We start from the raw sequence: 22,098 nt of genomic DNA on the forward strand, positions 1-22,098 counted from the left end.
GCATGATGGCAAACAGGCAGAAATGTTATCGAGATCAACACGGGCATAAGCAAGCCGAGTACCCTCAAGAGGGATACCTGCGGGTCCTTTGGCTCGATACGAGACGGGATGAAAAGAGATAAGCCGCTTAAGTGGCGAGGAGACAACGATGCTGAGAAATACCGAACAACGTTATGGCAGCCTGAGCATAGGGCTGCACTGGTTGACCCTGCTGCTGATGATCGCCGTCTATGCGCTGATGGAGTTCAGGGACATCTTCCCCAAAGGGTCGGCCGGCCGCGACCTGATGAAGGAGTTTCACTTCATGGTGGGTCTGCTGATCCTGGCGCTGGTGGTCGTGCGCCTGCTGGTGCGCGTGGGTAGCCCTTCACCGCGTATCGTGCCCGATCTCTCCCCCCTGATGCTCACGCTGGCCAAGCTCGCCCACCTGGCGCTCTATGGCTTCTTGATCCTCACTCCGCTGCTGGGCTGGCTGCTGCTGAGTGCGGGCGGCAAGCCCATCCCCTTCTTCGGCCTGGCGCTCCCAGCCCTCATCGCCCCCGATGACGGCCTGAAGGGTACCATCAAGGAGCTGCACGAGACGCTGGCCAACATTGGCTATACCCTGATTGCCCTGCACGCGGCGGCAGCCATCTACCACCACCATGTGCTCAAGGACAACACCCTGACCAATATGCTGCCCGAGCGCAAATAACCAGCAACGAGTTGCACGCCAACAAAAAGGCCCCTGTGACAGGGGCCTTTTTGTTCATGGAGGGTCATGGGCGACACGTCGTCAGCAGGGCAACACCACCCGGCTTTCGCCGCCGCCGAGGGCCTCCACCCGCACCTGCACGCCGATCCGCTCCACCAGGGTCTGCACGTGGGAGATGACCCCGATCTGGCGACCGGCCGCCTGCAGGGAGTCGAGGCTGGCGAGCGCCAGATCCAGGCTGTCGGGATCCAGGGTGCCAAACCCTTCGTCGATAAACAGCGACTCGACCTGGGTCTGGCGTGATGACAGGCTGGAGAGGGCCAGCGCCAGCGCCAGCGACACCAGGAAGCTCTCGCCGCCGGAGAGGGAGTCCACCGAGCGCACCTCGTCCCCCATGTCGAGATCCACCACCTGCAGCGCCAGATCGGTACCGGGCACCCGCTCCAGCCGATAGCGGGGGGAGAGCTCGGCGAGCTGGGCGTTGGCCTCCAGCAGCAGCCGCTCCAGCGTGAGGCTCTGGGCGAAGGTACGCAGCTTGGCGCCGCTGGCCGAGCCGATAAGGTCACAGAGACGCTGCCAGTGATCCGCCACCGCCTGCTGGGCGGCCAGCTCCTCCTGCAAGGTACCCGCCTTGAGGGCCGCCGCCTCCGCCTGTGCCAGCGTGCTCTTGCACTGGAACAGCTGCTCGTCGAGGGCGCGGCAGTGCGCCTCCAGCGCCGTCAGCCGGCTGTCGAGCTCCTGTGGCGCCAACGCGGCCAGCTCGGGGTGATGCTCGCGGTAACGATCCCGCTTGCTCTCCTCCAGTGCCAGCGCCCGCTGCCGCTCGGTCAAACGGGTACGCGCCTCGGCGCGGGCATCCTCCAGCGCCTGCAAGGCGGCGCGGCGCCCCTTGAGCTCATCCGGGCTCATGGCCAGCAGGCGGCGCAGATCATATTCGGCGATGCCGAGGCTGCTGGCGTGGGCAGCCCAGCGCCCCAGCACCTCCCGTCGCCGCCGGCTGCTCACCTGCTTTTCCTGCTCCAGATGGCTGAGACGGGTCTTGAGCTCGGTCTGACGCTCGCGCAGGGCGTGGGCCGCCCCCTGCATCGTCTCCAGCTCGCTGGCCAGCTGCTGCAGCCGCTGCTGCCAGCGGCTCTCGACCAGGGCAATCTCCTCGCCCCCCAGACAGGCCGCGCGGCTGGTGACCAGCCCCTGTCGTTGCTGTTCATGCTCCTTGTAGTCACGCTCGAGCTTGTGCAGCAGCTCGCGCTGGGTCTGCAGACGCGCCTCCTGGGCGCTCAGGGCCGGGGTGAGGCTGGCAATCTCGCAGGTCAGCCGCTCCCACTCGCTCTGGCCGTGCAGCCAGGCCTCGCAGGCCCGCTGCCACTCGTGCCACTGCTGGCTGCCCAGCCACTGGCGCCAGGGCTGGCCTCCCATCTGCTCATCGAGCCGGCTACCTCCCTGCTCAAGGCGCTGGCGCAGGGTCGTTTCCTGCTCGCCCATTGCCTTCACCTCCCCTTCCAGGGCGATGCGCTGGCGGTCGGCCTCCTGCCACTGCTGCTCGAACTGCTGGTGCTGGCTGGCCAGCTGACTCAGCTGCTGGCGCACGGCCTGCAACTGCTGCTGCCCCTGCTGGGCCTCGCGCAGTTGCTGCTGGCTGCGGACCAGCCCCTGCTCCAGACTCTGGCCGCGACCGAGCAGGGTACTCATCAATTCGTTCCACTCGATCGGGCTCTGACGTAGCGGCAACGGATGGCCCAGCAGCTCGGCACCGCCGAGCTGCTGCCAGCGCTGGGTCAGCTGCTCGGCGCGCGTCTCCAGCTCAGGTAGATGTTGCTGACGCACCGCCAGCTGGCGGGCCAGCTCCTGGCGTTCACTCTCGCACTGAATGTATTGGTGATTGTGCCGCTCCCACTCGAGCTCGAGGCTGCGGACGCGCTCCGCCAGTTGCCCCAGAATGCCCGCCACCTGTGGCTGGCTCTGGTGATAGGGGTGCTCCTCGGCGCCGCAGAGCGGGCAAGGTTCACCGTCGCGCAGGATGTGGCGATGCTGCTCGAAACTGGCGATGGCACGGGACTGCTCCAGCGCGTGGCGTGCCTCGTCCCGTTGCAGGGCGAGCCGCTCACGGGCCGGCGTCAGCTCGTCGCCGAGGATGGCCAGCTTGCCGAGCGCCTGCTCCAGCTGGGCGATCTCCTGCTGCAGGCGACCATGCTGCTCACCGTGATTGCGGCCATAGTCGGCCAGCTCCAGCAACTGGCGCAGCTGGCCGAGCTGCTCGGTCTGCCCTTGCCACTGCTCCTGCGCCTTGGCCAGGCGCCCCTCCCACTGCTGCTCCTGCAGCTCGTGCTGCTGTTGCAGCAGCCGCGCCTGCTCGCGCTGCCAGTAGTCGCGCTCCTGCTGCCCCTGCTCCAGCTGGTGTTGCAGTTGCCTGAGGGCGCGCAGCTTGTGTTCGCGCAGGGTGAGAAGCTGCTGCAGCCTGTCGGCATCCTCGGCCCAATCCTGCATGGCGGTGAGCAGGGGCTGCCACTGGCGGGCCACCGGCGCCAGCTCCTTGTGCTCCTCAAGCCAGGCACCCCACTGCTGGTGCTGGCCCTTGAGCTGCTCCACCTGCTGGCACTGCTGGCGCCAGCCCTGCTCCAGGGTGAGCTGCACCTCCCGCTCCTGCGCCCCCTCCTGCTGGATCTTCTGCAGTTGCTGCTGCTTTTCCCGAATGCGGGTGTCGAGCTCCTGCGCCCGTTTGAGTTCAGGCTGCAGGGCGCCCCACTCGCGCTCGGCGGCGATCTTCTCCGCCAGCAGTTGCTGTTCGGTGAGGGCGCTCTGCTGGGTCTTCTCCTCCAGCTTGCCAAGTTCAGGGCCAAGCTCGGCCAGCGCCTTCTCCTGCTGCTGCACCTCCAGGGTGAGGCGGGCCAGCTCGTCGTGATCCGCGCGGGCCACCTGGGCCTGCTCAGCGCGGACGAACTCCTCGCGCTCGGGGGCGGCCGCAGCGTGGGCCGCCTCGGCCGCGGCAAGGGCCTCCTCTCCCTCCTGACAGGCCTGCAACTGGGCAGCGATACGGCCGTTGAGATCGCGCAAGTCCTGCATCAGCTGCTGTTGCTGCTGCTCGTGCTTGAGGCTGGTGGCGAGGCTGACCTGCTGGCTCACCCACTGCTCGCGGGTCGCCTCGTCCATCAGCGCCACGTCACCGAACCGCTGGCTGATGGCAGCCAGTTTCTGCTGCTCCTCCCGCGCCCGCTCATGGGTCTGGACCGAAATAGCGGAGTAGAGCTCGGTGCCGGTCATCCGTTCGAGCAGGGCCGAACGCTCGTCGGCGCTCGACTTGAGGAAGGCGGCAAACTCCCCCTGCGGCAGGATGACGGCGCGGCGAAACTGCTCCCAGGAGAGCCCCACCAGCTCATCGATGCGATCCTGCAGCTCCCGCTTGCTGCCACTGAACACCTGGCCCGACGCCACGTCGGTCAGGCTGCGCTCCTGGGCCTGAAAGCGCCCCTCGGCGCGGTTGCGGGCCCGGCGCACCGCCCAGCGGGCCAGCCAGATGCGGCCGTCACAGCCGCGAAACTGCACCTCGGCAAAACCGCTGGCATGGCCGCGGCTGAGGATGCCGCGCACGTCGTTGGCCTTGAGCTTCTCCTCGTCATCCATGCGGCCCACTTCGGCCACGTTCTTGCGATTGGCGATAAAGCGCGGCATCTCGTCGTAGAGTGCCAGACAGATGGCATCGAGCAGGGTGCTCTTGCCCGCGCCGGTATTGCCGGTGATGGCAAACAGACCGGCGGCCCCCAGGGCGCCACCGGCAAAATCGATGGTGAATTGACCGGTCAGGCTGGCCAGATTCTCCCCTGACAGCGACAAGATTTTCATTGGCTGGACTCCTTCACCTGCTCCAGGATCTCTTCAAACGACGCCACCAGCTCGGCCTCCGGCTCCCCGTCGAACTGACGCTGATAGCAGAGGCGAAACACCTCGGTGGGGGAGAGCTCATCGAGCCTGCGCTGGCCGGCACCATCCGCCAGCCCCAGGCCCGAGCCCTGATAACTGGTCGTGATACGGGCAAGGCGCACCGGCTTGTCGCCGATGGCGGCCAGCACGCGCTCGCGGATGCGGGCCTCGGGTTTGGGCAGCAGCAGCCGCACCTCGAGGAAGGGCTGGGCCTGCTGCGGGCAAGCGGGCAGCGCCAGCGCCTCGATGGCCTGGAGCGCCTCGTCAAGGCCGCTCTGGGGCAGCCGGATCATCTCCACCGTGCGGGGCACCGGGATCCGCTCAAGGCGGGCCAGTTTGCCCCCCTCAAACGTCACCTCCAGCACCTGATGGTTGTAGTTCGCCTCGGCCAGCGAGAGCGGCAGCGGCGAGCCGCTGTAGTGCACCCCCTCGGCCGGACTCTGGGCCAGGTGCAGGTGACCTAGCGCCGTGTAGTCGGCGGCGGCAAACAGCTCGGCAGGCAGGGCATGCTGGTTGCCGCCGAGCACCCGCCGCTCGGAAAGCTCGGAGAGCTGGCCCGTCGCCAGATAGGCGTGGCCCATGGCGATGAGGGCCTGATCCGGATTGCAGCGCGCACGCCCCTCGCTCAGCACCGCCTCATAGACCTGGCGTACCCCTTCGATGAGTCTGTCCTGCCCTTCACTGATCCCGTCGGGGCGCAGATCGCTGCTGCGCAGAAACGGCACGGCGGCGCACCAGGCGGCCACCTCGCCGTTCTTGCCTCGCAGCGGCACCAGCAGGCGCTCGGTCTCGAGGCGCCCCTCGTCGTCCCGGCTGATGCTGCCCACCAGATGGAGGTCGAAAGCGCGCAGCAGCTCGTGGGGGGCATCCAGCTTGGAGGGAGAGTCGTGGTTGCCGCCGATGAGCACCATCTCCAGTGCCGGGTGCTCGGCGCGCAGCCGCGCCAGGAAGCGGTAGAGCTGCTGCCAGGCACTGGCGGGAGGGTTGGCGGTGTCGAACAGATCGCCCGCCACCAGCAGGGCGTCGATGTCGCGGGTCTTGATGGTGTCGGCCAGCCAGTCGAGGAAGGCGTCGTGTTCGAAGCGGCGGTCGTGGCCGTGAAGCTGATGACCGAGGTGCCAGTCGGCGGTGTGCAGGATCTTCATGGAAAACGGCTCGATAAGGAGAAGAGAGCGGGGGCGAAGGCGCCCCGGGATGGAGACAAGATGAGGATGGTGCCCCCCGTTTTCAACCGGGGCAGCCCCAGACGTCAGATTCAGACGGCTTGGTAATGCATCTGGTACTGAAGATGGCCGGTGAGGGGATCGGGCACCTCCCCCCCGATTTCAAAGCCGTGGCGGCGGTAGAAACGCACCGCTGGCTCGTTCTCCACGAAGACCCGGGTATGCAGCTCGGCACATCTGGATCTGGCTTCCTGCAACAGGGCGTGCCCCACCCCCCGCCCCTGCCTATCGGGGCGCACGAAGAGTGCAGCCAGGTAATCATCCACCAGTGCCATGAAGCCGAGCAGATCCCCTCGCTCCTCGAACACCCAGATGCGGGCGTGATCGAGGTAGCGGGTACGCAGCTCCTCCTGAGCCTGCCACCAGCAGGAGGCATCGACGAAATCGTGGGCCTGCAGGGAGGCCAGGAGCCAGATTTCGACGATCTCTTCCATGTCTTCCGGCCGACTCTGTCTCAACATGGTCGCCTCCTTGTCAGCAATGTGAACACTCGCAGTCTAGGGGAGTTGGGCCCGCTCCCGGGGGATCAAGATGGGGCCCTGTGAGGTCGATCGCCCTTTATTTAGCGAGAATGATTGGCTGATCACAAAGCGCCTCTCTAGTACAATGCCCGCCGGACAATCTAGAGACCGAGGACGCCATGTGGTTTAAAAACCTGCAGATTTACCGCTTTACCCGCCCCTTCGACCTGACCGTTGAGCAGCTGGAAACCCAGCTGGAAGCCTGCGCCTTCACCCCGTGCGGCAGCCAGGACATCTCCCGGTTCGGGTGGGTCAAGCCCCTTGGCAAATTCGGCTCCACCCTGACCCACGCCGCCTCTGGCCACATCCTGCTGTGCGCTCGCAAGGAAGAGAAGATGCTGCCCGGTACCGTGGTCAAGGAGATGCTGGCGGAGAAGGTAGAGGCCATTGAATTCGAGCAGGGCCGTGCCCTCAAGAAGAAAGAGAAGGAGGCGCTGAAAGAGGAGATCATGCACACCCTGCTGCCCCGCGCCTTCAGCCGCACCAGCCAGACCTTCGCCTGGATAAACCCTGCCGACAACCTGATGGTGGTGGATGCAGGCTCCGCCAAGAAGGCGGACGATCTGCTGGCGCTCTTGCGCAAATCCATCGGCTCCCTGCCGGTAGTGCCGGTGGCCCTCAAGAACCCGCCCGAGATCACCATGACCGAGTGGCTCAATGAGGGCAACCTGCCCGCCGCCTTCACCCTGGAGGACGAAGCCGAGCTGCGCAGCGCCATGGAGCACGGCGGCATCATCCGCTGCAAGCAGCAGGATCTGATGAGCGAGGAGATCAAGAATCACCTGGCCAACGACAAGCTGGTGACCAAGCTGGCCCTCAACTGGGGCGAAACCCTGAGCTTCGTGCTGGGGGACGATCTCTCCATCAAGCGCCTCAAGTTCAGCGAAGAGCTGCGCGAGCAGAACGACGACGTCACCAGTGAAGATCCCGCCGCCCGCCTGGACGCCGACTTCGCCCTGGTCACCGCCGAGCTCTCCCAGTTCATCCCGGCCCTGTTTGCCGCCCTGGGTGGTGAAGAGCAGTCCATCTAAGCAAATTGGCTCAGCCTGATTGCAAAAAACCGCCTTCACGGCGGTTTTTTCATGTCTTCGGGCATTGTCGCCACGGGCTGGACGCCTCTGGAGTAGCGCCGTCGCCCTCCCGCCGCGCAATCTCCTGACCCCATAGGCTTTAGCAGCATGGCGCACTGCCACGGCAGCATGACACCTCGCTAGAGTGCCCCCCTTTCCTGCAACAGTCGATGAAGTCGCTGCGCCAGGGTGCGGTAACCCTCGGCATTGAAATGCACCGTATCGGACTTCAGGGCCGGGTCTCGCAGCAACTCGCCGATGCTGTCGTTGTCCAGCACCAGCCCGTACTGCTCTGCCAGCTCCTCGTAGAGGGGAGCGCCATCGGCAAACAGGGATTTTCGGGGCACCCCGACAAGCAGGATCTGGGCCCCGCTCCCCTGCACCGCCTCTATCATGGCGGCGAGATTGGCCTTGAGGGCCGCCTCCCCGCTGCCACGCAGGATGTCGTTGCCCCCCTCCAGCAGGATGACCAGAGCGGGTCTGTGCCGGGCCAGCAACCCGGGCAGGCGGGCCCTGCCGGCCTGGCTCAGCTCTCCGGACACCCCGCCATTGACCACGGGATGGCCGCTCAGGTTCGCCAGCACGCTGGGGTAGCTTTGGGACGGGCTCACCCCGCGCCCCTCGGTCAGACTGTCCCCGAAGGCGAGCAGGGTCTCCCCCTGGGCCAGCGGTCTGAAGGTCGGCTCCTCGCAGGCCGTCAGCAACAGGCAGAGCAGCCCCGCCATGCAAGGTTTCGCCAGCGTCCCCCGGTGTGTCATGAGCGCCTCCTTGATAGTTTTGTAACCATATGAGTATTAAGACAAACTTTTAATCAAGCTCCAAGTGTGACACATTTCGGCAGGTGAACAAGAAACCGACAAGGAGCCTGTCATGTCCCTCAAACCCCTCGGCCTGCTGGTCGCCCTCGGCCTGCTTGGCGGCTGCGCCTCCCAGGATGGCTTTCACTATGTCCCTCCTCCCCAGACCCTGATCGCCCCGGAGGCGGCCAGCGGCTGGATTGACAAACCGGGCTGGCAGGGCCGTGACTTCATGGTGGCGGCGGCCAACCCGCTGGCGGTGGACGCGGGCTACCAGATCATCAAGGCGGGGGGCAGCGCCGTCGATGCAGCCATCGCCGTCCAGCTGGTATTGACCCTGGTGGAGCCTCAATCCTCGGGCATCGGCGGCGGCTCCCTCATGCTGGTGTGGGACGGCAAGCAGGTGGCGGCGGTGGATGGCCGGGAAACAGCCCCCGCCGCTGCCACCGATCAGCTCTTCATGAAGGAGGGCAAACCCATGGCCTTCTATGAGGGGGTGGTGGGCGGGCGCTCCGTCGGCGCCCCCGGCACGGTGCGTGCCCTGGCCCTGGCGCACGAGCGCTATGGCAAGCTGCCCTGGGCCACGCTGTTCGAACCCGCCATCACCCTCGCGGAGCAAGGGTTCGTGATAAGCCCCCGCCTCGCCACCCTGCTGGCAAAAGATCCCTATCTGGCCGGGGATCCGGACGCCCGCGCCTACTTCTATCAGGCGGATGGCACTCCCAAGACGGCAGGTACCCGGCTCACCAACCCGGCCCTGGCCAGGGTGCTGCGTACCCTGGCAAGCGACGGCCCCGACGCCTTCTATCGCGGCCCGCTGGCCGAGGCCATGGTGGCCAAGGTGCACGCCCACCCGACCAACCCCGGGGTACTGAGCGCCGCCGATCTCGCCAGCTACCGGGCCAAGCTGCGGGACGGGCTCTGCTTTGACTATCGCCAGAGCGAGATCTGCGGCTTCCCGACCCCCTCCTCCGGCACCCTGGCCCTTGGCCAGATCTTCGGCATGCTGGAAAGCCGGGACATGGCCGCCCTCAAACCGGTACAGGGGGAGCAGGGCCAACTGGCCGCCTCCAGCGAGGCCATTCACCTCTACAGCTAGGCGGCACGCCTCGCCTTCGCCGATCGCAACCAGTACGTGGCCGACGGCGACGTCGTCGACGTGCCGGTGACAGGCCTGCTGGACAAGGGCTATCTGGCGCAGCGGGGGCACCTTATCGGCAACCGCTCCATGGGCGTCGCCCAGCCCGGCAACCCGCCACGGGCGCTGGCCAGGGGCCGGGACGCCACCCCGGAGCTGCCCTCCACCAGCCACATCTCCATCGTGGACAAGAGCGGTATGGCGGTGGCCATGACCAGCTCCATCGAGGATGGCTTCGGCTCGCGGCTGATGGTCAACGGCTACCTGCTGAACAACCAGCTCACCGACTTCTCCTTCACCTCGGTGGACGCCGTCGGCCTGCCGGTGGCCAACCGGGTGGAGCCCGGCAAGCGCCCCCGCTCCTCCATGTCTCCCCTGCTGGTGTTTAACAAGGCAAGCGGCGAGCTGGAGATGAGCCTGGGCTCCCCGGGAGGCTCGGCCATCATCAACTACGTGGGCAAGGCGCTGCTCGGCACCCAGGATTGGGGGCTCGACCTGCAGCAGGCCATCAACCTGCCCAATTTCGGCAGTCGCAACGGCCCCACCGAGCTGGAGCAGGGGCGCACGCCCGACGCCGTGGTTCAGGGGCTCAAAGCCAGAGGGCACGAGGTCCTGCTTAACGAGCAGACCTCCGGGCTGCAGGGCGTCCAGCGCCATGCCGGCGGCTGGCTGGGGGCCGCAGACCCCAGACGTGAGGGGGTCGCCAGGGGGGAGTGATGCCCCTTCAGCACCCTCGTTCACCATGGAGGAGGCCAGCCTCCTCCATGCCGTGTGCTCATAGGTGTTCTCCCTTGCCTCCCAATATCATCATCGATTGATTATTCCTGCCAATTTTTCTTTAACCGCACACTCTTTTCACCCAATCACAATGCATTAAAGATGCTTTTCATCAAAACCAACGCAAAAACTGGAACAGTGTTGCTCATGGCATATAAATGCATTACTTTTCAATAGAAACGGCATCTGTTGCCCTCAAGATTTCCCCTTGATACGGCCAACTTCTGTCTCTTTCGCCCCCTGCTCATTGACAGCTGCCCTCTTCACCTTCGGGTGATCTGGTAGCCCCTGACTGCCATTAGCGAGGTGACGACATGGACCACTCACTCCCCCTTATCACCACCCTGGTAGGCGGCCTCGTGCTGGCCTACCTCTTCGGCATGCTGGCAAGCCGCCTGCGCATCTCCCCCATGGTGGGCTACCTCGCGGCCGGCGTGGTATGCGGCCCCTTTACGCCGGGCTATGTCGCCGACCTGCGGCTCGCCCCCGAGCTGGCCGAAATCGGCGTCATCCTGCTGATGTTTGGGGTCGGCCTGCACTTTTCCGTGAAAGACCTGCTGTCGGTGAAACACATCGCCATCCCGGGAGCCATCGTCCAGATAACCCTTGCGACCCTGCTCGGCCTTGGCCTCTCCCAACTGCTCGACTGGACCGTGACCGCCGGCCTGGTGTTTGGCCTGGCCCTCTCCACCGCCAGTACCGTGGTGCTGCTGCGCGCCCTGGAGAGCCGCGGCCAGCTCGACACCAACGAGGGACGCATCGCCATCGGCTGGCTCATCGTGGAGGATCTGGTGATGGTGCTGGCCCTGGTACTGCTCCCCATCCTCGCCAACCTGCAGCAGGGGGGCGAGGCACTGACCCCGGCCCAGGTGATGGCGGATATCGGCCTGACCCTGGCCAAGGTGGCTGCCTTCATCGCCCTGATGGTCATCGGAGGGCGACGCCTCATCCCCTGGCTGCTGGCCCGCACCGCCGCCACCGGCTCCCGCGAGCTGTTCACCCTGGCCGTCCTCTCCTGTTCCCTGGGTATCGCTTTTGGCGCCGTCAAGCTGTTTGGCGTCTCCTTTGCCCTCGGCGCCTTCTTCGCCGGCGTCGTGATGAACAGCTCCCATCTGAGCCACAAGGCGGCCAACGACACCCTGCCCCTGCAGGACGCCTTCGCCGTGCTCTTCTTCGTCTCCGTGGGCATGCTGTTCGACCCCGTCATCCTGCTGCGCGAGCCCCTGGCCGTGCTGGCCACCCTGTTCGTCATCGTGATCGGCAAATCGGTGGCCGCCTTCGCCATCGTGCGGCTCTTTGGCCACAGCCAGCGCACGGCGCTGACCATCTCCGCCAGCCTGGCACAGGTGGGGGAGTTCTCCTTCATCCTGATGGGTCTCGGGGTCATGCTCGAGCTGGTCCCCGGGGTCGCCCGGGATCTGGTGCTGGTCGGCGCCTGTTTCTCCATCGTGCTCAATCCGCTGGTCTTCAACCAGGTGGAGCGCTGGCTGAGGCGCCATCCCGAACCACGCACCGATGGGTCACCTCACCTCTGCCCCTTGCAGGGCCATGTGGTGGTAGTGGGCGCCGACGAGATAGGTCAGCACCTCATCCGGCAGTTGCATGAACAAGGCAGGGAGATGGTGGTGATCGACACCGACGAGCGACTGCTGGCCCCCTGGCGCGCCATGGGGATCACCTGTCTGGCGGGCCATCCCATCCAGCAGGATCTGCTGACGGCGGCGCTGCCCAACGCCAGCTGGCTGCTGATCACGCTGGATGACAGCCTGCTGGCCGGTGAGATAGCCATCAGGGCGCAGGAATACGGCGCCCTGATGCGCATCGCCGCCTGTGCCCACCAGCACGAGGAGGTGCATCATCTGCGCGTGCGCGGCGTGCATCAGGTGGTCAAGAGCGAGGAGGAGGCTGCGCGGCGACTCTGTCACCTCGCCATGGAGATGGCCTGAAGCTCATCGGAAGTAACGAGTCCCCACGACGGGGCCAGACAAAAAGCCCGGGCCTGCTGCCCGGGCTTTTTGCATGACGGGGCGATACTGCCGTCCCCTCACAGCAGATCGTGCTTGTCCAGCAGGCGATAGAGGGTGGCCCGGGAGATATCGAGCGTGCGGGCCACCTCCTCGAGCTGATCGGGGAAGCGGGCCAGCGTCCGTTGCAAGGCCTGACGCTCCGCCGCTTCGCGCACCGCCTTGAGCGAGCCGTCGAGCAGCAGGCTGTCCATGTTGGTCAGCTCCATGTCATCGGCTTCGATGAAGGGGCCGCTGCACATGACCACCGCCCGCTGAACCCGGTTGCGCAGCTCCCTCACATTCCCCGGCCAGCCATAGGACTGCATGGCCTGGCGCGCCTTGCGGGTGAAGCTGAGCACCCGCCCGCCCCGCACTTCCGCCAGAATGTCATCGGCAAGGAGCTGGATGTCTTCCGCCCGCTCGCACAAGGCCGGGGTGCGCAGGCGCACCACGTTGAGCCGGTAGTAGAGATCCATGCGAAATCCGCCGCTGGCCACCGCCTGCTCCACATCGATATTGGTGGCCGCGATGATCCGCACATCCACACGACGCGTCAGGTGGCTGCCCACCGCCTCTATGCACTGCTCCTGCAAGAAGCGCAGCAGGGTTGCCTGATCCTCCAGTGGCAACTCCCCTATCTCGTCGAGAAACAGGGTGCCGCCATCGGCGGCCTCTATCTTGCCTATCTTGTGGTGCTGTGCCCCGGTGAAGGCCCCCTTGACGTGGCCGAACAGCTCGGACTGGATGAGCTGATGGGGCATGGCCCCGCAATTGACCGCCACGAAAGGGCTCTCCTCCCCGAACGTGCTGTAGTGCAGCTCCCGGGCCACCAGCTCCTTGCCCGTGCCGCTCGGTCCCGTCACCAGTACGGGCAGGCGGCAATGCTGCAACCGCACGATCTGGTCGCGCAACTGGCGGATGGGGGCGCTCTCCCCCTGGATGAAACGAAGCTGGGGTTGCAGTCGGGGGCGGTGTCGCCGGATGAGGCGCGCCATCCCCAGGGCATGTCCCAGGCTGTGGGAGAGCCTGTCTCTGTCCAGGGGAAAGGTGTGAAAATCATGAAAACAGGCTGCCAGCAAATTGCGAAGGGCTTCGCTGGCGAGACAGTCCCGCTGGATGAGGCCGATCCACAAGGCGCCGGAGTGCTGCGCAATCAGGTTGTAGAGGGCTTCGTGCTGCTGATGCTCGATCACCACCAGCACCAGGGGATAGTCCTTTTCCTGCAGTTTTTTCTCTGCCACCACCAGGGAGCTTGCCTGCTCCACCTGCCACTCGCCTTGTTCCAGCAGGCTTTCCAGTACGGCACATGAATTGATGAGCAACAATGCCGTTTCTGTCATAGGGACAACTCCTTGTTATCGCCACTGCACGAAGGAGTCTGACGACTTGTCCAGATAACTCCCTTTATCATCAAATGGCGCCATTTAATATGGCCAGACGATGATAACTATAAACCATCCCGCCTTTAGATTGATGGCACCACAATATTGAGACAGCCAAATTATCAGTGAGAAAAAATAAATCCATTGATAAATAAGCGCTTACTTCACGACATAATATGTCGCTCTCAATATTGAGACGTAAAAACAATTATATCAAATAAAAAACAACTAAAAATCATATAGTTGTAAATTGGCATGGTCGTTGCTCTCTCCAATAAGCCCTCCTGGCATATGGAGACAGAACATGAAAATATATATTGCATTGGCAGCATTTCCTTTTCTGGCATTTGCCACCCCCTCAATGGCACAAAACCGGGTCGATCTCGGTACTCAGGCATTGAGCAATATTCGTGGTTCCATGGGCGTCAATATGGTTGCCGGCAATAACAACCAACAAGGCAATCTTGCAGCCATCGCCATTTCGGGTCCGGCCGTCATTCAATTTGGTCAGCTGAATCAATCCACCACCAATCTGAACGGCAGCCAGAGCGTCGCCATCCTGGGCTCGGCCCTGAGCCAGAACCGGGGACTGGTCGGCATCAATCAGGGGGCGGGTGAGGGCAACCAGCAACTGAACGCCTTCGCCCTGTCCCTCGATGACAGCGGCCTGGGTGTCGTGACCGACATCAATCTCAGCTCCAGCGTCGCGAAGACCCCAGGGGGAAAGCCCCCCGCCAACACCACTACCAGCATCTATCTGGATGACACCGCCCTCACGGGCAGCAAGGGGGTCATTCAGGTGAACCAGGTCACGGGACAGGGAAACCAGTCAGTCAACATGGTTTCCCTGCCCCTGGCTGGCGCAGTAACGGCATCCCCATGATGCCGCAGGGATAGGAAGCCAGGCCCGGGGGTATCAGCCGATGGGCATATCTTCCGCTGAAAGTTCAATGGAGAGACTCATTATGCGTGGACTTATTTATAGCTCATTAGCCGCCGCGGTCATCATGGCCATGTCGGGCACTGCATCCGCCGATTACCGCGGTGACAGAGATGAGACAGGGGCAACCTTGACCAAGAAGGTCAAGGCAGAGGTAGATGTGGAATACGAAGGCAGGGTCAATGTCGGCGGCTACATCAACGTCAACAAACTCGGCATGGCCGTCGTGGACAACCAGCAATCCAGTTCCATGATAGGCACCGCCAATACAAGAACGGAGAACACGAGCAAGATCGACGGCTCGTTCAAGGGTGCATCCGGTAACATCGGCGCCAACGTCGCAGCCGGTGACTCCAACGTACAGGGCAACAGCGCTTCCCTGGCCGCCTATGACGAGGTCGATGCCGAGTTCATCATGGGTCGTGGTCAACAACAACATGGCGCCCCTGGCGGATCGTCGGATGCCGAGGTCTTCTCCACCCAGAGCGCCAGCAACAACTGGACGACCAATCACGGCCATCAGAACAAGGCCGGTGTGGGCGATGGGGCCTTCAAGGATGCCGCAGGCAACATCGGGGTCAACGTGACCTCGGGCTCGGGTAACGTCCAGGCCAACAACATGGCAGCGTCCGTGTCCACCGGCAACATGGCCGTGGCCACTGTGGCCAACAGCCAGAGCGTCTCCAAGAACATGACCGAAAACCAAAGCCTGAGTGCAACCAAGACGGTTGACAAGGCGGGTGTGTTCCTCGGTCTCAAGGCTTGGGGCGATTACGAGGGGGGCGGTACCGGTCATGATGTCAAGAAAGGACATGGCCACGACAATGACAACGACAGGTACGGCAACAACAACCCGAAAGATGATGGCAAGTTCGAGTTCAAGGAAGAGGGTGACATCAAGCTCAGTGGGTACGCCGTCGGGTATATTCCCGTGGTCAACACCTACACCAGCCGCGAAACCTTCAACCGGGCAACCATCGATGGCGGCGCCTTCAACGGTGCCGTGGGCAACATCGGGGTGAACGTCTCCTCGGGGACCAACAACCTGCAAGCGAACAATCTCTCGCTGGCCACAGGGTTTGCCAAGTAAGTCGATGCGAGGGGGCCCAGTGCCCCCTTTTTCCCTGACACTGGAGGTCTGAATGCGCTGGCTGTTGCTGTTGCTGTGCTGTCCTGCCGTCTGGGCAGGCTCGGTGCCACTGGGGGAGCATCTCCCGGCGCTGGGGGATCTCAACAAACCGGTACAGAGCATTCTGGAGCGCCGGTACGCCAACATCGAGCGCCAACATACGGATTTCAGTTGCGGGGCCGCCGCCGTCGCCACCATCTTGCGCTACGCCTACGGCCATGCAACCAATGAACGCTGGGTCATGGATGGCATGCTTGCCATGGCAGACCCGGAGCAGGTCAAGCACTACGGCTTCTCCATGCTCGACATGAAGCAGTACCTGCAAATGCTCGGCATGCGGGTCAGAGGGTATCGACTGGGCGATGAAAAACTGCGCCAGGTGAGGGTGCCCACCATCGTCCTGCTCAACATTCGCGGCTATCAGCACTTTGCCGTGCTGCGGGCCATCGATCGCCACGATCGCGTCTATCTGGCAGACCCGGCCCTCGGCAACCGGGTGATCACGTTCAAGGAGTTCAAGGAGAGCTGGAACGGCATCCTCCTCGCCGTCATCGGCGCGGGCTATCGTCCCGATGCCCCCCTTGCCAACCCCTCTCCCCCGCTCTCTGTCAGAGGCAAGGATGGGCTCTTCGCCCCGGTCAATGAAACATCCCTGCTGGAATTCGGTTTTCAGCACAAAGAGCTAATGTGAGGTCATCATGAATACCCGACCCGCCCTATGCCTCCTCTGCAGCCTGGGTGGCATCGCCTCTCCGCTGCTGGCAGCACCGGACCCGCTGGCCCATCTGTCAGACCACTTTGCGCCCGAACTGGCGGACGGGGAGCTGGCCCACCTGCGCGGCCGCTATGTCAGCAGCCATGGCATCAGCTACTTCGGCATCGAGTTCATCTCGTCACTGACCACGGCCCAGGCCCAGCAGACGGCGGCCATGAACCTGGCGCTGAGCATTGTGCAAAACAAACCCAAGCTGGATGTGCGCGTCAAGGATGAGGTCAAGCCCGCGGCCACGCCCGCCAAGGAGGCCCAGGTGCAGGGGGCCGGGCTGGTGCAGGTCGTTCAACTGGAGGGGAGCGGCAACAGCTCGGTCAACCAGACCGGTATTGAACTGACCACTCCGACCATGACGGGACACCTGGTTCAGGCGGGCAGCTACGAGCACCAGGGCGATCTTGGCACCGCCACTTATCGGGTCTCGGGGAATTATGCCGGCTTGCAACTACACTCTTCCGACGGCCGGGTCCTGCTGGAGCAGAGCCTGCGCGGTACCGACTTCAGCCGGGGGCTGCTGCAGTTCAACAAGGTCAGAGGGGACGGTTTGCAGACGCTCAATCAGACCCGCATCTGGTTTTCGCGCTGAGCACCGGTGAGCCCGGGGGCTGAACCATCAGAAAGGATGATAAACAACAAGGACGTATCCCGATGAAACAGTCTCGCATGCTGTTGATTGCCCTCGCCCCCTTCGCCTGCTGGGGGGCCACGGCCGAGGAGGAGGCCCTGCAACAACAGCTGGATCTCCTGCGCCAGCAACTGATCCAGCAAAATCAGGCCCTTCATCAGCTCCAGGCCCGCCTGGAGGCCGTCAAGGCCGCCGGTGCCACGACGGCAACCGCCGGGGTCGGAGTCGGAGCCGGGGCCGCCGTCGCCTCCACCCAGCAGGACGCCTCACGGCGCACGCCGGAAGTCGGCCGCAGTACCGAAGACCTGATGATCGAACAGCACAATGTGTTCGACCGCGCCCTGACCGTCGATGTGGGCCTCTCCTATCAGCACTACAACCGCAAGGATCTCGCCCTGCGCGGCTTCCTCGCCCTGGACGCCATCTTCCTTGGCGAAATCAACCTGGATCGGGTGCGCTCCGATCAGTGGACGGCGGATGTCATCACCCGCTACACCCTCAACGATCGCTGGCAACTGGAGCTGGCCCTCCCCTACATGTTCCGCAACACCAACTACCAGAGCACCGGCAAGGAGAACTCCAGCCGCGACTTCGAGGAGCAGAGCGTCAGCGATGGCGGTCTGGGGGATCTCAGCCTCGCCATCTACTACAGGGTCATGGCCGAGAGCGAGGATTGGCCGGATCTGGTGTGGAACTTCCGGGCCAAGGCGCCGACCGGCAAGGATCCTTACGGCATCGAGATCAACACCTCGGAATCGGGCAACCTGGTGACCCCCAAGGAGCTCGCCACCGGCAACGGGCTCTGGCAGCTCTCCACCGGCTTCTCCCTGGTCAAGACCATGGATCCCGCCATCCTGTTTGCCAGCCTCAACTATGGTCACAGCCTCAAGCAGGACTTTGACGATATCTCCTACCAGCCCGGCAACCAGCCCGGCAGCATCCAGCTGGGGGACTGGTATGAATATGGCCTGGGGGTCGCATTCGCCCTCAACGAACGCTTCAGCCTCTCCTTCAACATCAACCAGCGCGTCACCATGGAGTCCGAGCAGGGGTCCGAAGGCTTTGCCATGGAGAAGGTCACCGGCTCCGATGCCAACGCCGCCAGCTTTGGCATGGGGTCGACCTGGGCCATCACCGACAACCTCTCCATGGCGGTCAACTGGTCTGCCGGGCTCACCACGGATGCACCGGACTACACCATCGGGATCCGCTTCCCCTACCGCTTCTAGCCCCGTCAGGGCCCCGGCAGGTTGACGGCAAAAAACGAGGGAGGCATAACGCCTCCCTCTGCTTGTTGTCGCCAGCCAGCCTGGCGGGCCATCGGTGACATCACACCCCCAGGCGATCGCGCAGGGTGTACCAGGCGGCGCCGGCGGCGGTGAAGGGGATGCGCAGCAGGCGGCCACCCGGGAAGGGGTAGTGCGGCAGCCTGGCGAACGCATCGAAGCGCTCCGCCTGACCGCTCAGCACCTCGGAGAGCAGCTTGCCCGCCAGATGGGTACAGGTGACGCCGTGGCCGCTGTAGCCCTGCATGTAGTAGATGTTGTGACCGATGCGGCCAAACTGCGGCAGGCGCGACAGGGTGAGCAGGAAGTTGCCGGTCCAGGTGTACTCCACCTTGACGTCGGCCAGCTGCGGGAAAGTCTTGAGCATCTTGGGGATGATCAGCCGCTCGATGTCCGCCGGATCCCGCGCCCCGTAGACCACGCCGCCGCCATAGATGAGCCGGTGATCGCCGGAGGTACGGTAGTAGTCGAGCAGGTAGTTGCAATCCTCCAGACAGTAGTTCTGTGGCAAGAGTGAACGGGCCCGCTCCTCTCCCAGCACTTCGGTGGCGATCACCTGGGTGCCGCAAGGCATGCTCTTGCTGGCCAGTTCCGGCACCAGATTGCCAAGGTAGGCGTTGCCGGCCACCACGATAAAGCGTGCCTTCACCGCCCCTTTGGCGGTCTTGACCAACGCCGGCTGACCCGGAGTAATGCTGGTGACGGCGGACTGCTCGAAGATAAGCCCCCCCTGCATGCGGATGGCTTCCGCCTCCCCCAGCGCCAGGTTGAGGGGATGGATATGGCCGCCGCTCTTGTCCAGCAGGGCGCCGACGTAACGATCGCTCGCGACCACCTGGCGCACCCCGTCGGCATCGAGCAGCTCCAGCTGGTCGTTGCCCCACTTCTCCCAGCGCGCCTTCTGCGCCTTGAGTTCGTGAAGCTGCTTCTCGGTCTCGGCGGCAAAGACCCCGCCCTCCTGCAGATCGCACTGGATGTTGTAGCGTTTGATCCGCTCGCGGATGATCTGGCCCCCCTCAAACAACATGGAGCCGAGCAGCCTGGCCTGATCCGGCGGGCAGTTCGCTTCGATGGTGTCGATGTCGCGGCTGTAGGAGTTGACGATCTGGCCGCCGTTGCGGCCGCTGGCGCCAAAGCCGACCCTGGCCGCCTCCAGCACCACCACCTTGTACCCCTTCTCCACCAGATGCAGCGCACTGGAGAGGCCGGTGTAGCCTGCGCCTATGACGCAGACGTCGCACTCCAGCTGCTCGGTGAGCGTGGGATAGGGCGCGTGTTTGTTGGCACTGGCTGCGTAGTAACTCTTTACATGTTCGGTCATGATCCCTGTTTCCTTACCGGTTCGTTTCCAACACAACGGGTTGTTCACATTAAAAGCTGGCCGGGGTGTGGGCGCTGACGATGCGGCAGACCTGCCCCGAGGGATTGCTGAAACTGTGGGGCTCGCCGGTGTCGATGACATAGCTGTCCCCGGCGCACAGTTCATAGGTCTGGCCGGCCAGGGTCAGCAGCACCGACCCTTCCAGCACGGTGCCCACCTCTTCCCCCTGATGCTTCACCACGCCGCCGGTGTCGGTGCCGGGGGCATAGGTCTCCAGCATGAAGCCGAGCTGGCGCCGATTGTTGCCGTTGTGCACCAGCTTCATGGAGACCCCCTGGCTGCCGAGCTCGATGAGCTGCTCCGCCTTGATCACCACGCTGGGCGTGCTCGCCACCTCCTCTTCGGCGAAGAAGCGCGACAACGGCAGCTCATAGACGCTCAGCAGCTTTTGCAGGGAGGCCACCGAGGGGCTCACCTTGTTCTGCTCTATCATGCAGATGGCGCCGTGGGTCAGGCCGCTCAGCTCCGCCACCCGGCGCTGGGAGAGCCCGAGCTCCCTGCGGATCCGGGCAAGCCGCTCCCCCATGTTTCTCTCGTGCTCCGCCAGGGGGTTGTCCGTCATGGTCCGCCACCGGACCTCGCCACGGGATTGCTCCATCGCCCACCTCCTTCCATGGTCATTCGAATACCTGGGGCCGACTGGTCAATATAGTGAGTCAGGAACGTCAGCCCCGTTCACTATCCTGCACAACCCAGAGCGTTCATTATTTTGCACACCCTGCGCAATGAAAACCGCTACAATCGCGCTAACAGCCCCATTTCTAGCATGTGACGCCCAGTTCACTCAAATATATTTAACACTTGAAAAACATTTCGGCTCATTTTATGGTCGTTACGTGCTTATTATTCTATACGGCGGTGCCCACATAAACGCGCCACCCAGACCCACTATCGAGGCCCCTTACTTATGTCAGCATCACAACCTGCTCTCTCCCTGATCAAATCCCTGGCCTATGTCGACGGCCGCTGGTGCGAGTCCCTGGGCGGGCGCCGGTTCGAGGTCCTGAACCCGGCCACCGGCCAGGTCATTACCCAGGTGCCCGACATGGACGGGGAGGATACCCGCCTCGCCATCGCGGCCGCCCACGCGGCGCAACCCGCCTGGGCGGCCCTCACCGCCAAGGAGCGCAGCAGCAAACTCTACGCCTGGTTCGAGCGCATCATGGCCAACCAGGAGGAGCTCGCCCGTATCATGACCTGCGAGCAGGGCAAGCCGCTGGCGGAAGCCAAAGGAGAGGTGGCTTACGGCGCCAGCTTCATCCAGTGGTTCGCGGAAGAGGGCAAGCGTGCCTATGGCCGCACCATCCCCGGCTTCTCCGCCGATCGGCGCCTGGCCACCATCAAGCAGCCGGTGGGGGTCGTGGCCGCCATCACCCCCTGGAACTTCCCCATCGCCATGATCACCCGCAAGGCGGGTCCGGCGCTGGCCGCCGGTTGTACTATCGTCATCAAGCCCGCCGCCGAAACGCCCCTCTGCGCCCTGGCGCTGGCGGTACTGGCGGAGCAGGCGGGCATTCCCGCCGGGGTCATCAACATCGTCACCTCCCATCAGGCGAGCGCGGTGGGCAACGAGCTGTGCAGCAACCCCGTGGTGCGCAAGCTCTCCTTCACCGGCTCCACCCGCATCGGCAAACTGCTGATGCGCCAGTGCGCCGACACCATGAAGCGCCTCTCCCTGGAGCTTGGCGGCAACGCCCCCTTCATCGTCTTTGACGACGCCGACCTCGACGCCGCCGTGGCCGGGGCCCTGGCGTCCAAATACCGCAACGCCGGCCAGACCTGCGTCTGCGCCAACCGCATCCTGGTGCAGGCCAGCGTCTATGACGCCTTCGCCGAGAAGCTCGCCGCCGCAGTCAAGGCCTTCAAGGTGGGAGACGGCATGGGCGAGGGCGTCCAGATCGGGCCCCTCATCAACCCGGCCGCCGCCAGCAAGGTGGCCGAGCTGGTGCAGCAATCGGTCGCCGCCGGTGCCCGGGTGCTGGTGGGGGGCGACGCCCACCCCGCCGGTCCCCTCTTCTATCACCCCACCATCCTGACCGGGGTCACCCGGGGCAACCCCATTCTGGACGAGGAGATCTTCGGGCCCGTCGCCCCTCTGGTGCGCTTCGAGACGGAAGCCGAGGCCATTGCGCTTGCCAACGACACCCCCTATGGCCTGGCCGCCTACTTCTATGGCCGCGACATCGCCCGGGTGTGGCGGGTGGCCGAGGGGCTCGAATACGGCATGGTGGGGATCAACGAGGGGATCATCTCCACCGAACTGGCCCCCTTTGGCGGGATCAAGGAGTCGGGACTGGGCCGGGAAGGGGCGGCCGAAGGGCTGGAGGAGTACCTGGAGACCAAATACCTCTGCTTTGGCGGCATTCGCTGAGGGAAATGAAAGGGCAATCGCATCGTTAAAACAGATGCGTTATGACACAGCCCATCGCTTTTACAGATAGA

Annotated in this window: 16 protein-coding genes and 1 pseudogene; 10 read left to right on the forward strand and 7 right to left on the reverse strand. The window is 64.1% G+C overall.

Annotated features, from left to right (window positions below; all coding sequences use genetic code 11):
• The first annotated feature begins 148 nt into the window (after positions 1-148).
• Positions 149-694 (forward strand): cytochrome b, encoded by a 546-nt coding sequence (locus tag BGO64_RS20435; protein ID WP_286701277.1) that lies wholly within the window; start codon positions 149-151, stop codon positions 692-694.
• A gap of 81 nt (positions 695-775) precedes the next feature.
• Here the strand turns inward: BGO64_RS20435 and BGO64_RS20440 are convergent, their stop codons facing one another.
• From BGO64_RS20440 to BGO64_RS20450, 3 genes are all read right to left on the reverse strand, one after another.
• Positions 776-4,531, reverse strand: coding sequence for an AAA family ATPase (locus BGO64_RS20440; protein ID WP_286701278.1), 3,756 nt, complete (start codon positions 4,529-4,531; stop codon positions 776-778).
• The gene (locus BGO64_RS20445; RefSeq protein WP_286701279.1) at positions 4,528-5,754 is read right to left on the reverse strand and encodes an exonuclease SbcCD subunit D C-terminal domain-containing protein; all 1,227 of its coding nucleotides are present in this window, start codon (positions 5,752-5,754) and stop codon (positions 4,528-4,530) included. Before BGO64_RS20445 ends, BGO64_RS20440 begins: the two co-directional genes overlap by 4 nt.
• A gap of 110 nt (positions 5,755-5,864) precedes the next feature.
• Entirely contained in the window at positions 5,865-6,293 is a 429-nt protein-coding gene (locus BGO64_RS20450; RefSeq protein ID WP_010673565.1) for a GNAT family N-acetyltransferase, read from the reverse strand.
• A 179-nt stretch (positions 6,294-6,472) separates the two neighbouring features.
• Here BGO64_RS20450 and rdgC point away from each other — a divergent pair, with 179 nt between their 5' ends.
• Positions 6,473-7,384, forward strand: coding sequence for a recombination-associated protein RdgC (gene rdgC, locus BGO64_RS20455; RefSeq protein WP_010673564.1), 912 nt, complete (start codon positions 6,473-6,475; stop codon positions 7,382-7,384).
• 179 nt (positions 7,385-7,563) lie between these two features.
• Here the strand turns inward: rdgC and BGO64_RS20460 are convergent, their stop codons facing one another.
• On the reverse strand, positions 7,564-8,181 hold the full coding sequence (locus BGO64_RS20460; protein ID WP_286701280.1) for an arylesterase: 618 nt from the start codon (positions 8,179-8,181) through the stop codon (positions 7,564-7,566).
• Between the two features lie 112 nt (positions 8,182-8,293).
• On the opposite strand from BGO64_RS20460, the pseudogene ggt reads away from it, so the two are divergent.
• Together ggt and ybaL are read left to right on the forward strand one after the other, a co-directional pair.
• Positions 8,294-10,075, forward strand: a pseudogene (gene ggt, locus BGO64_RS20465) (gamma-glutamyltransferase).
• Between the two features lie 374 nt (positions 10,076-10,449).
• On the forward strand, positions 10,450-12,081 hold the full coding sequence (gene ybaL / locus BGO64_RS20470; protein WP_043155825.1) for a YbaL family putative K(+) efflux transporter: 1,632 nt from the start codon (positions 10,450-10,452) through the stop codon (positions 12,079-12,081).
• A gap of 98 nt (positions 12,082-12,179) precedes the next feature.
• On the opposite strand, the gene BGO64_RS20475 is transcribed toward ybaL, so the two are convergent.
• Positions 12,180-13,481 (reverse strand): sigma-54 dependent transcriptional regulator, encoded by a 1,302-nt coding sequence (locus BGO64_RS20475; protein WP_010673560.1) that lies wholly within the window; start codon positions 13,479-13,481, stop codon positions 12,180-12,182.
• A 346-nt stretch (positions 13,482-13,827) separates the two neighbouring features.
• On the opposite strand from BGO64_RS20475, the gene BGO64_RS20480 reads away from it, so the two are divergent.
• The 5 genes from BGO64_RS20480 (at position 13,828) to BGO64_RS20500 (ending at position 18,218) form a co-directional block, all read left to right on the forward strand.
• On the forward strand, positions 13,828-14,406 hold the full coding sequence (locus BGO64_RS20480; RefSeq protein WP_286701281.1) for a FapB/FapC family functional amyloid domain-containing protein: 579 nt from the start codon (positions 13,828-13,830) through the stop codon (positions 14,404-14,406).
• Between the two features lie 187 nt (positions 14,407-14,593).
• Positions 14,594-15,553 (forward strand): FapB/FapC family functional amyloid domain-containing protein, encoded by a 960-nt coding sequence (locus BGO64_RS20485; protein ID WP_286701282.1) that lies wholly within the window; start codon positions 14,594-14,596, stop codon positions 15,551-15,553.
• A gap of 52 nt (positions 15,554-15,605) precedes the next feature.
• Positions 15,606-16,283, forward strand: coding sequence for a C39 family peptidase (locus tag BGO64_RS20490; RefSeq protein WP_039039335.1), 678 nt, complete (start codon positions 15,606-15,608; stop codon positions 16,281-16,283).
• Between the two features lie 7 nt (positions 16,284-16,290).
• On the forward strand, positions 16,291-16,950 hold the full coding sequence (locus tag BGO64_RS20495) for a hypothetical protein (protein ID WP_010673556.1): 660 nt from the start codon (positions 16,291-16,293) through the stop codon (positions 16,948-16,950).
• 62 nt (positions 16,951-17,012) lie between these two features.
• Entirely contained in the window at positions 17,013-18,218 is a 1,206-nt protein-coding gene (locus BGO64_RS20500) for a transporter (RefSeq protein ID WP_043155822.1), read from the forward strand.
• 100 nt (positions 18,219-18,318) lie between these two features.
• Here the strand turns inward: BGO64_RS20500 and BGO64_RS20505 are convergent, their stop codons facing one another.
• Positions 18,319-19,596, reverse strand: coding sequence for an NAD(P)/FAD-dependent oxidoreductase (locus tag BGO64_RS20505; protein WP_286701283.1), 1,278 nt, complete (start codon positions 19,594-19,596; stop codon positions 18,319-18,321).
• Positions 19,597-19,645: 49 nt separating this feature from the next.
• The gene (gene puuR, locus BGO64_RS20510; RefSeq protein WP_029314011.1) at positions 19,646-20,254 is read right to left on the reverse strand and encodes an HTH-type transcriptional regulator PuuR; all 609 of its coding nucleotides are present in this window, start codon (positions 20,252-20,254) and stop codon (positions 19,646-19,648) included.
• A gap of 309 nt (positions 20,255-20,563) precedes the next feature.
• On the opposite strand from puuR, the gene BGO64_RS20515 reads away from it, so the two are divergent.
• Positions 20,564-22,027, forward strand: coding sequence for an NAD-dependent succinate-semialdehyde dehydrogenase (locus BGO64_RS20515; protein ID WP_010673552.1), 1,464 nt, complete (start codon positions 20,564-20,566; stop codon positions 22,025-22,027).
• Positions 22,028-22,098: the final 71 nt, after the last annotated feature.

Source organism: Aeromonas sp. 62-46 (assembly GCF_001898585.1).
Classification (GTDB): Bacteria; Pseudomonadota; Gammaproteobacteria; order Enterobacterales; family Aeromonadaceae; genus Aeromonas; species Aeromonas caviae.

Excerpts from the sequence above, each read along its gene's own strand:
- BGO64_RS20435 (WP_286701277.1), top strand. The coding sequence starts at position 149 with ATGCTGAGAAATACCGAACAACGTTATGGCAGCCTGAGCATAGGGCTG.
- BGO64_RS20440 (WP_286701278.1), bottom strand. The coding sequence starts at position 4,531 with ATGAAAATCTTGTCGCTGTCAGGGGAGAATCTGGCCAGCCTGACCGGT.
- BGO64_RS20445 (WP_286701279.1), bottom strand. The coding sequence starts at position 5,754 with ATGAAGATCCTGCACACCGCCGACTGGCACCTCGGTCATCAGCTTCAC.
- BGO64_RS20450 (WP_010673565.1), bottom strand. The coding sequence starts at position 6,293 with ATGTTGAGACAGAGTCGGCCGGAAGACATGGAAGAGATCGTCGAAATC.
- rdgC (WP_010673564.1), top strand. The coding sequence starts at position 6,473 with ATGTGGTTTAAAAACCTGCAGATTTACCGCTTTACCCGCCCCTTCGAC.
- BGO64_RS20460 (WP_286701280.1), bottom strand. The coding sequence starts at position 8,181 with ATGACACACCGGGGGACGCTGGCGAAACCTTGCATGGCGGGGCTGCTC.
- ybaL (WP_043155825.1), top strand. The coding sequence starts at position 10,450 with ATGGACCACTCACTCCCCCTTATCACCACCCTGGTAGGCGGCCTCGTG.
- BGO64_RS20475 (WP_010673560.1), bottom strand. The coding sequence starts at position 13,481 with ATGACAGAAACGGCATTGTTGCTCATCAATTCATGTGCCGTACTGGAA.
- BGO64_RS20480 (WP_286701281.1), top strand. The coding sequence starts at position 13,828 with ATGAAAATATATATTGCATTGGCAGCATTTCCTTTTCTGGCATTTGCC.
- BGO64_RS20490 (WP_039039335.1), top strand. The coding sequence starts at position 15,606 with ATGCGCTGGCTGTTGCTGTTGCTGTGCTGTCCTGCCGTCTGGGCAGGC.
- BGO64_RS20495 (WP_010673556.1), top strand. The coding sequence starts at position 16,291 with ATGAATACCCGACCCGCCCTATGCCTCCTCTGCAGCCTGGGTGGCATC.
- BGO64_RS20500 (WP_043155822.1), top strand. The coding sequence starts at position 17,013 with ATGAAACAGTCTCGCATGCTGTTGATTGCCCTCGCCCCCTTCGCCTGC.
- BGO64_RS20505 (WP_286701283.1), bottom strand. The coding sequence starts at position 19,596 with ATGACCGAACATGTAAAGAGTTACTACGCAGCCAGTGCCAACAAACAC.
- puuR (WP_029314011.1), bottom strand. The coding sequence starts at position 20,254 with ATGGAGCAATCCCGTGGCGAGGTCCGGTGGCGGACCATGACGGACAAC.
- BGO64_RS20515 (WP_010673552.1), top strand. The coding sequence starts at position 20,564 with ATGTCAGCATCACAACCTGCTCTCTCCCTGATCAAATCCCTGGCCTAT.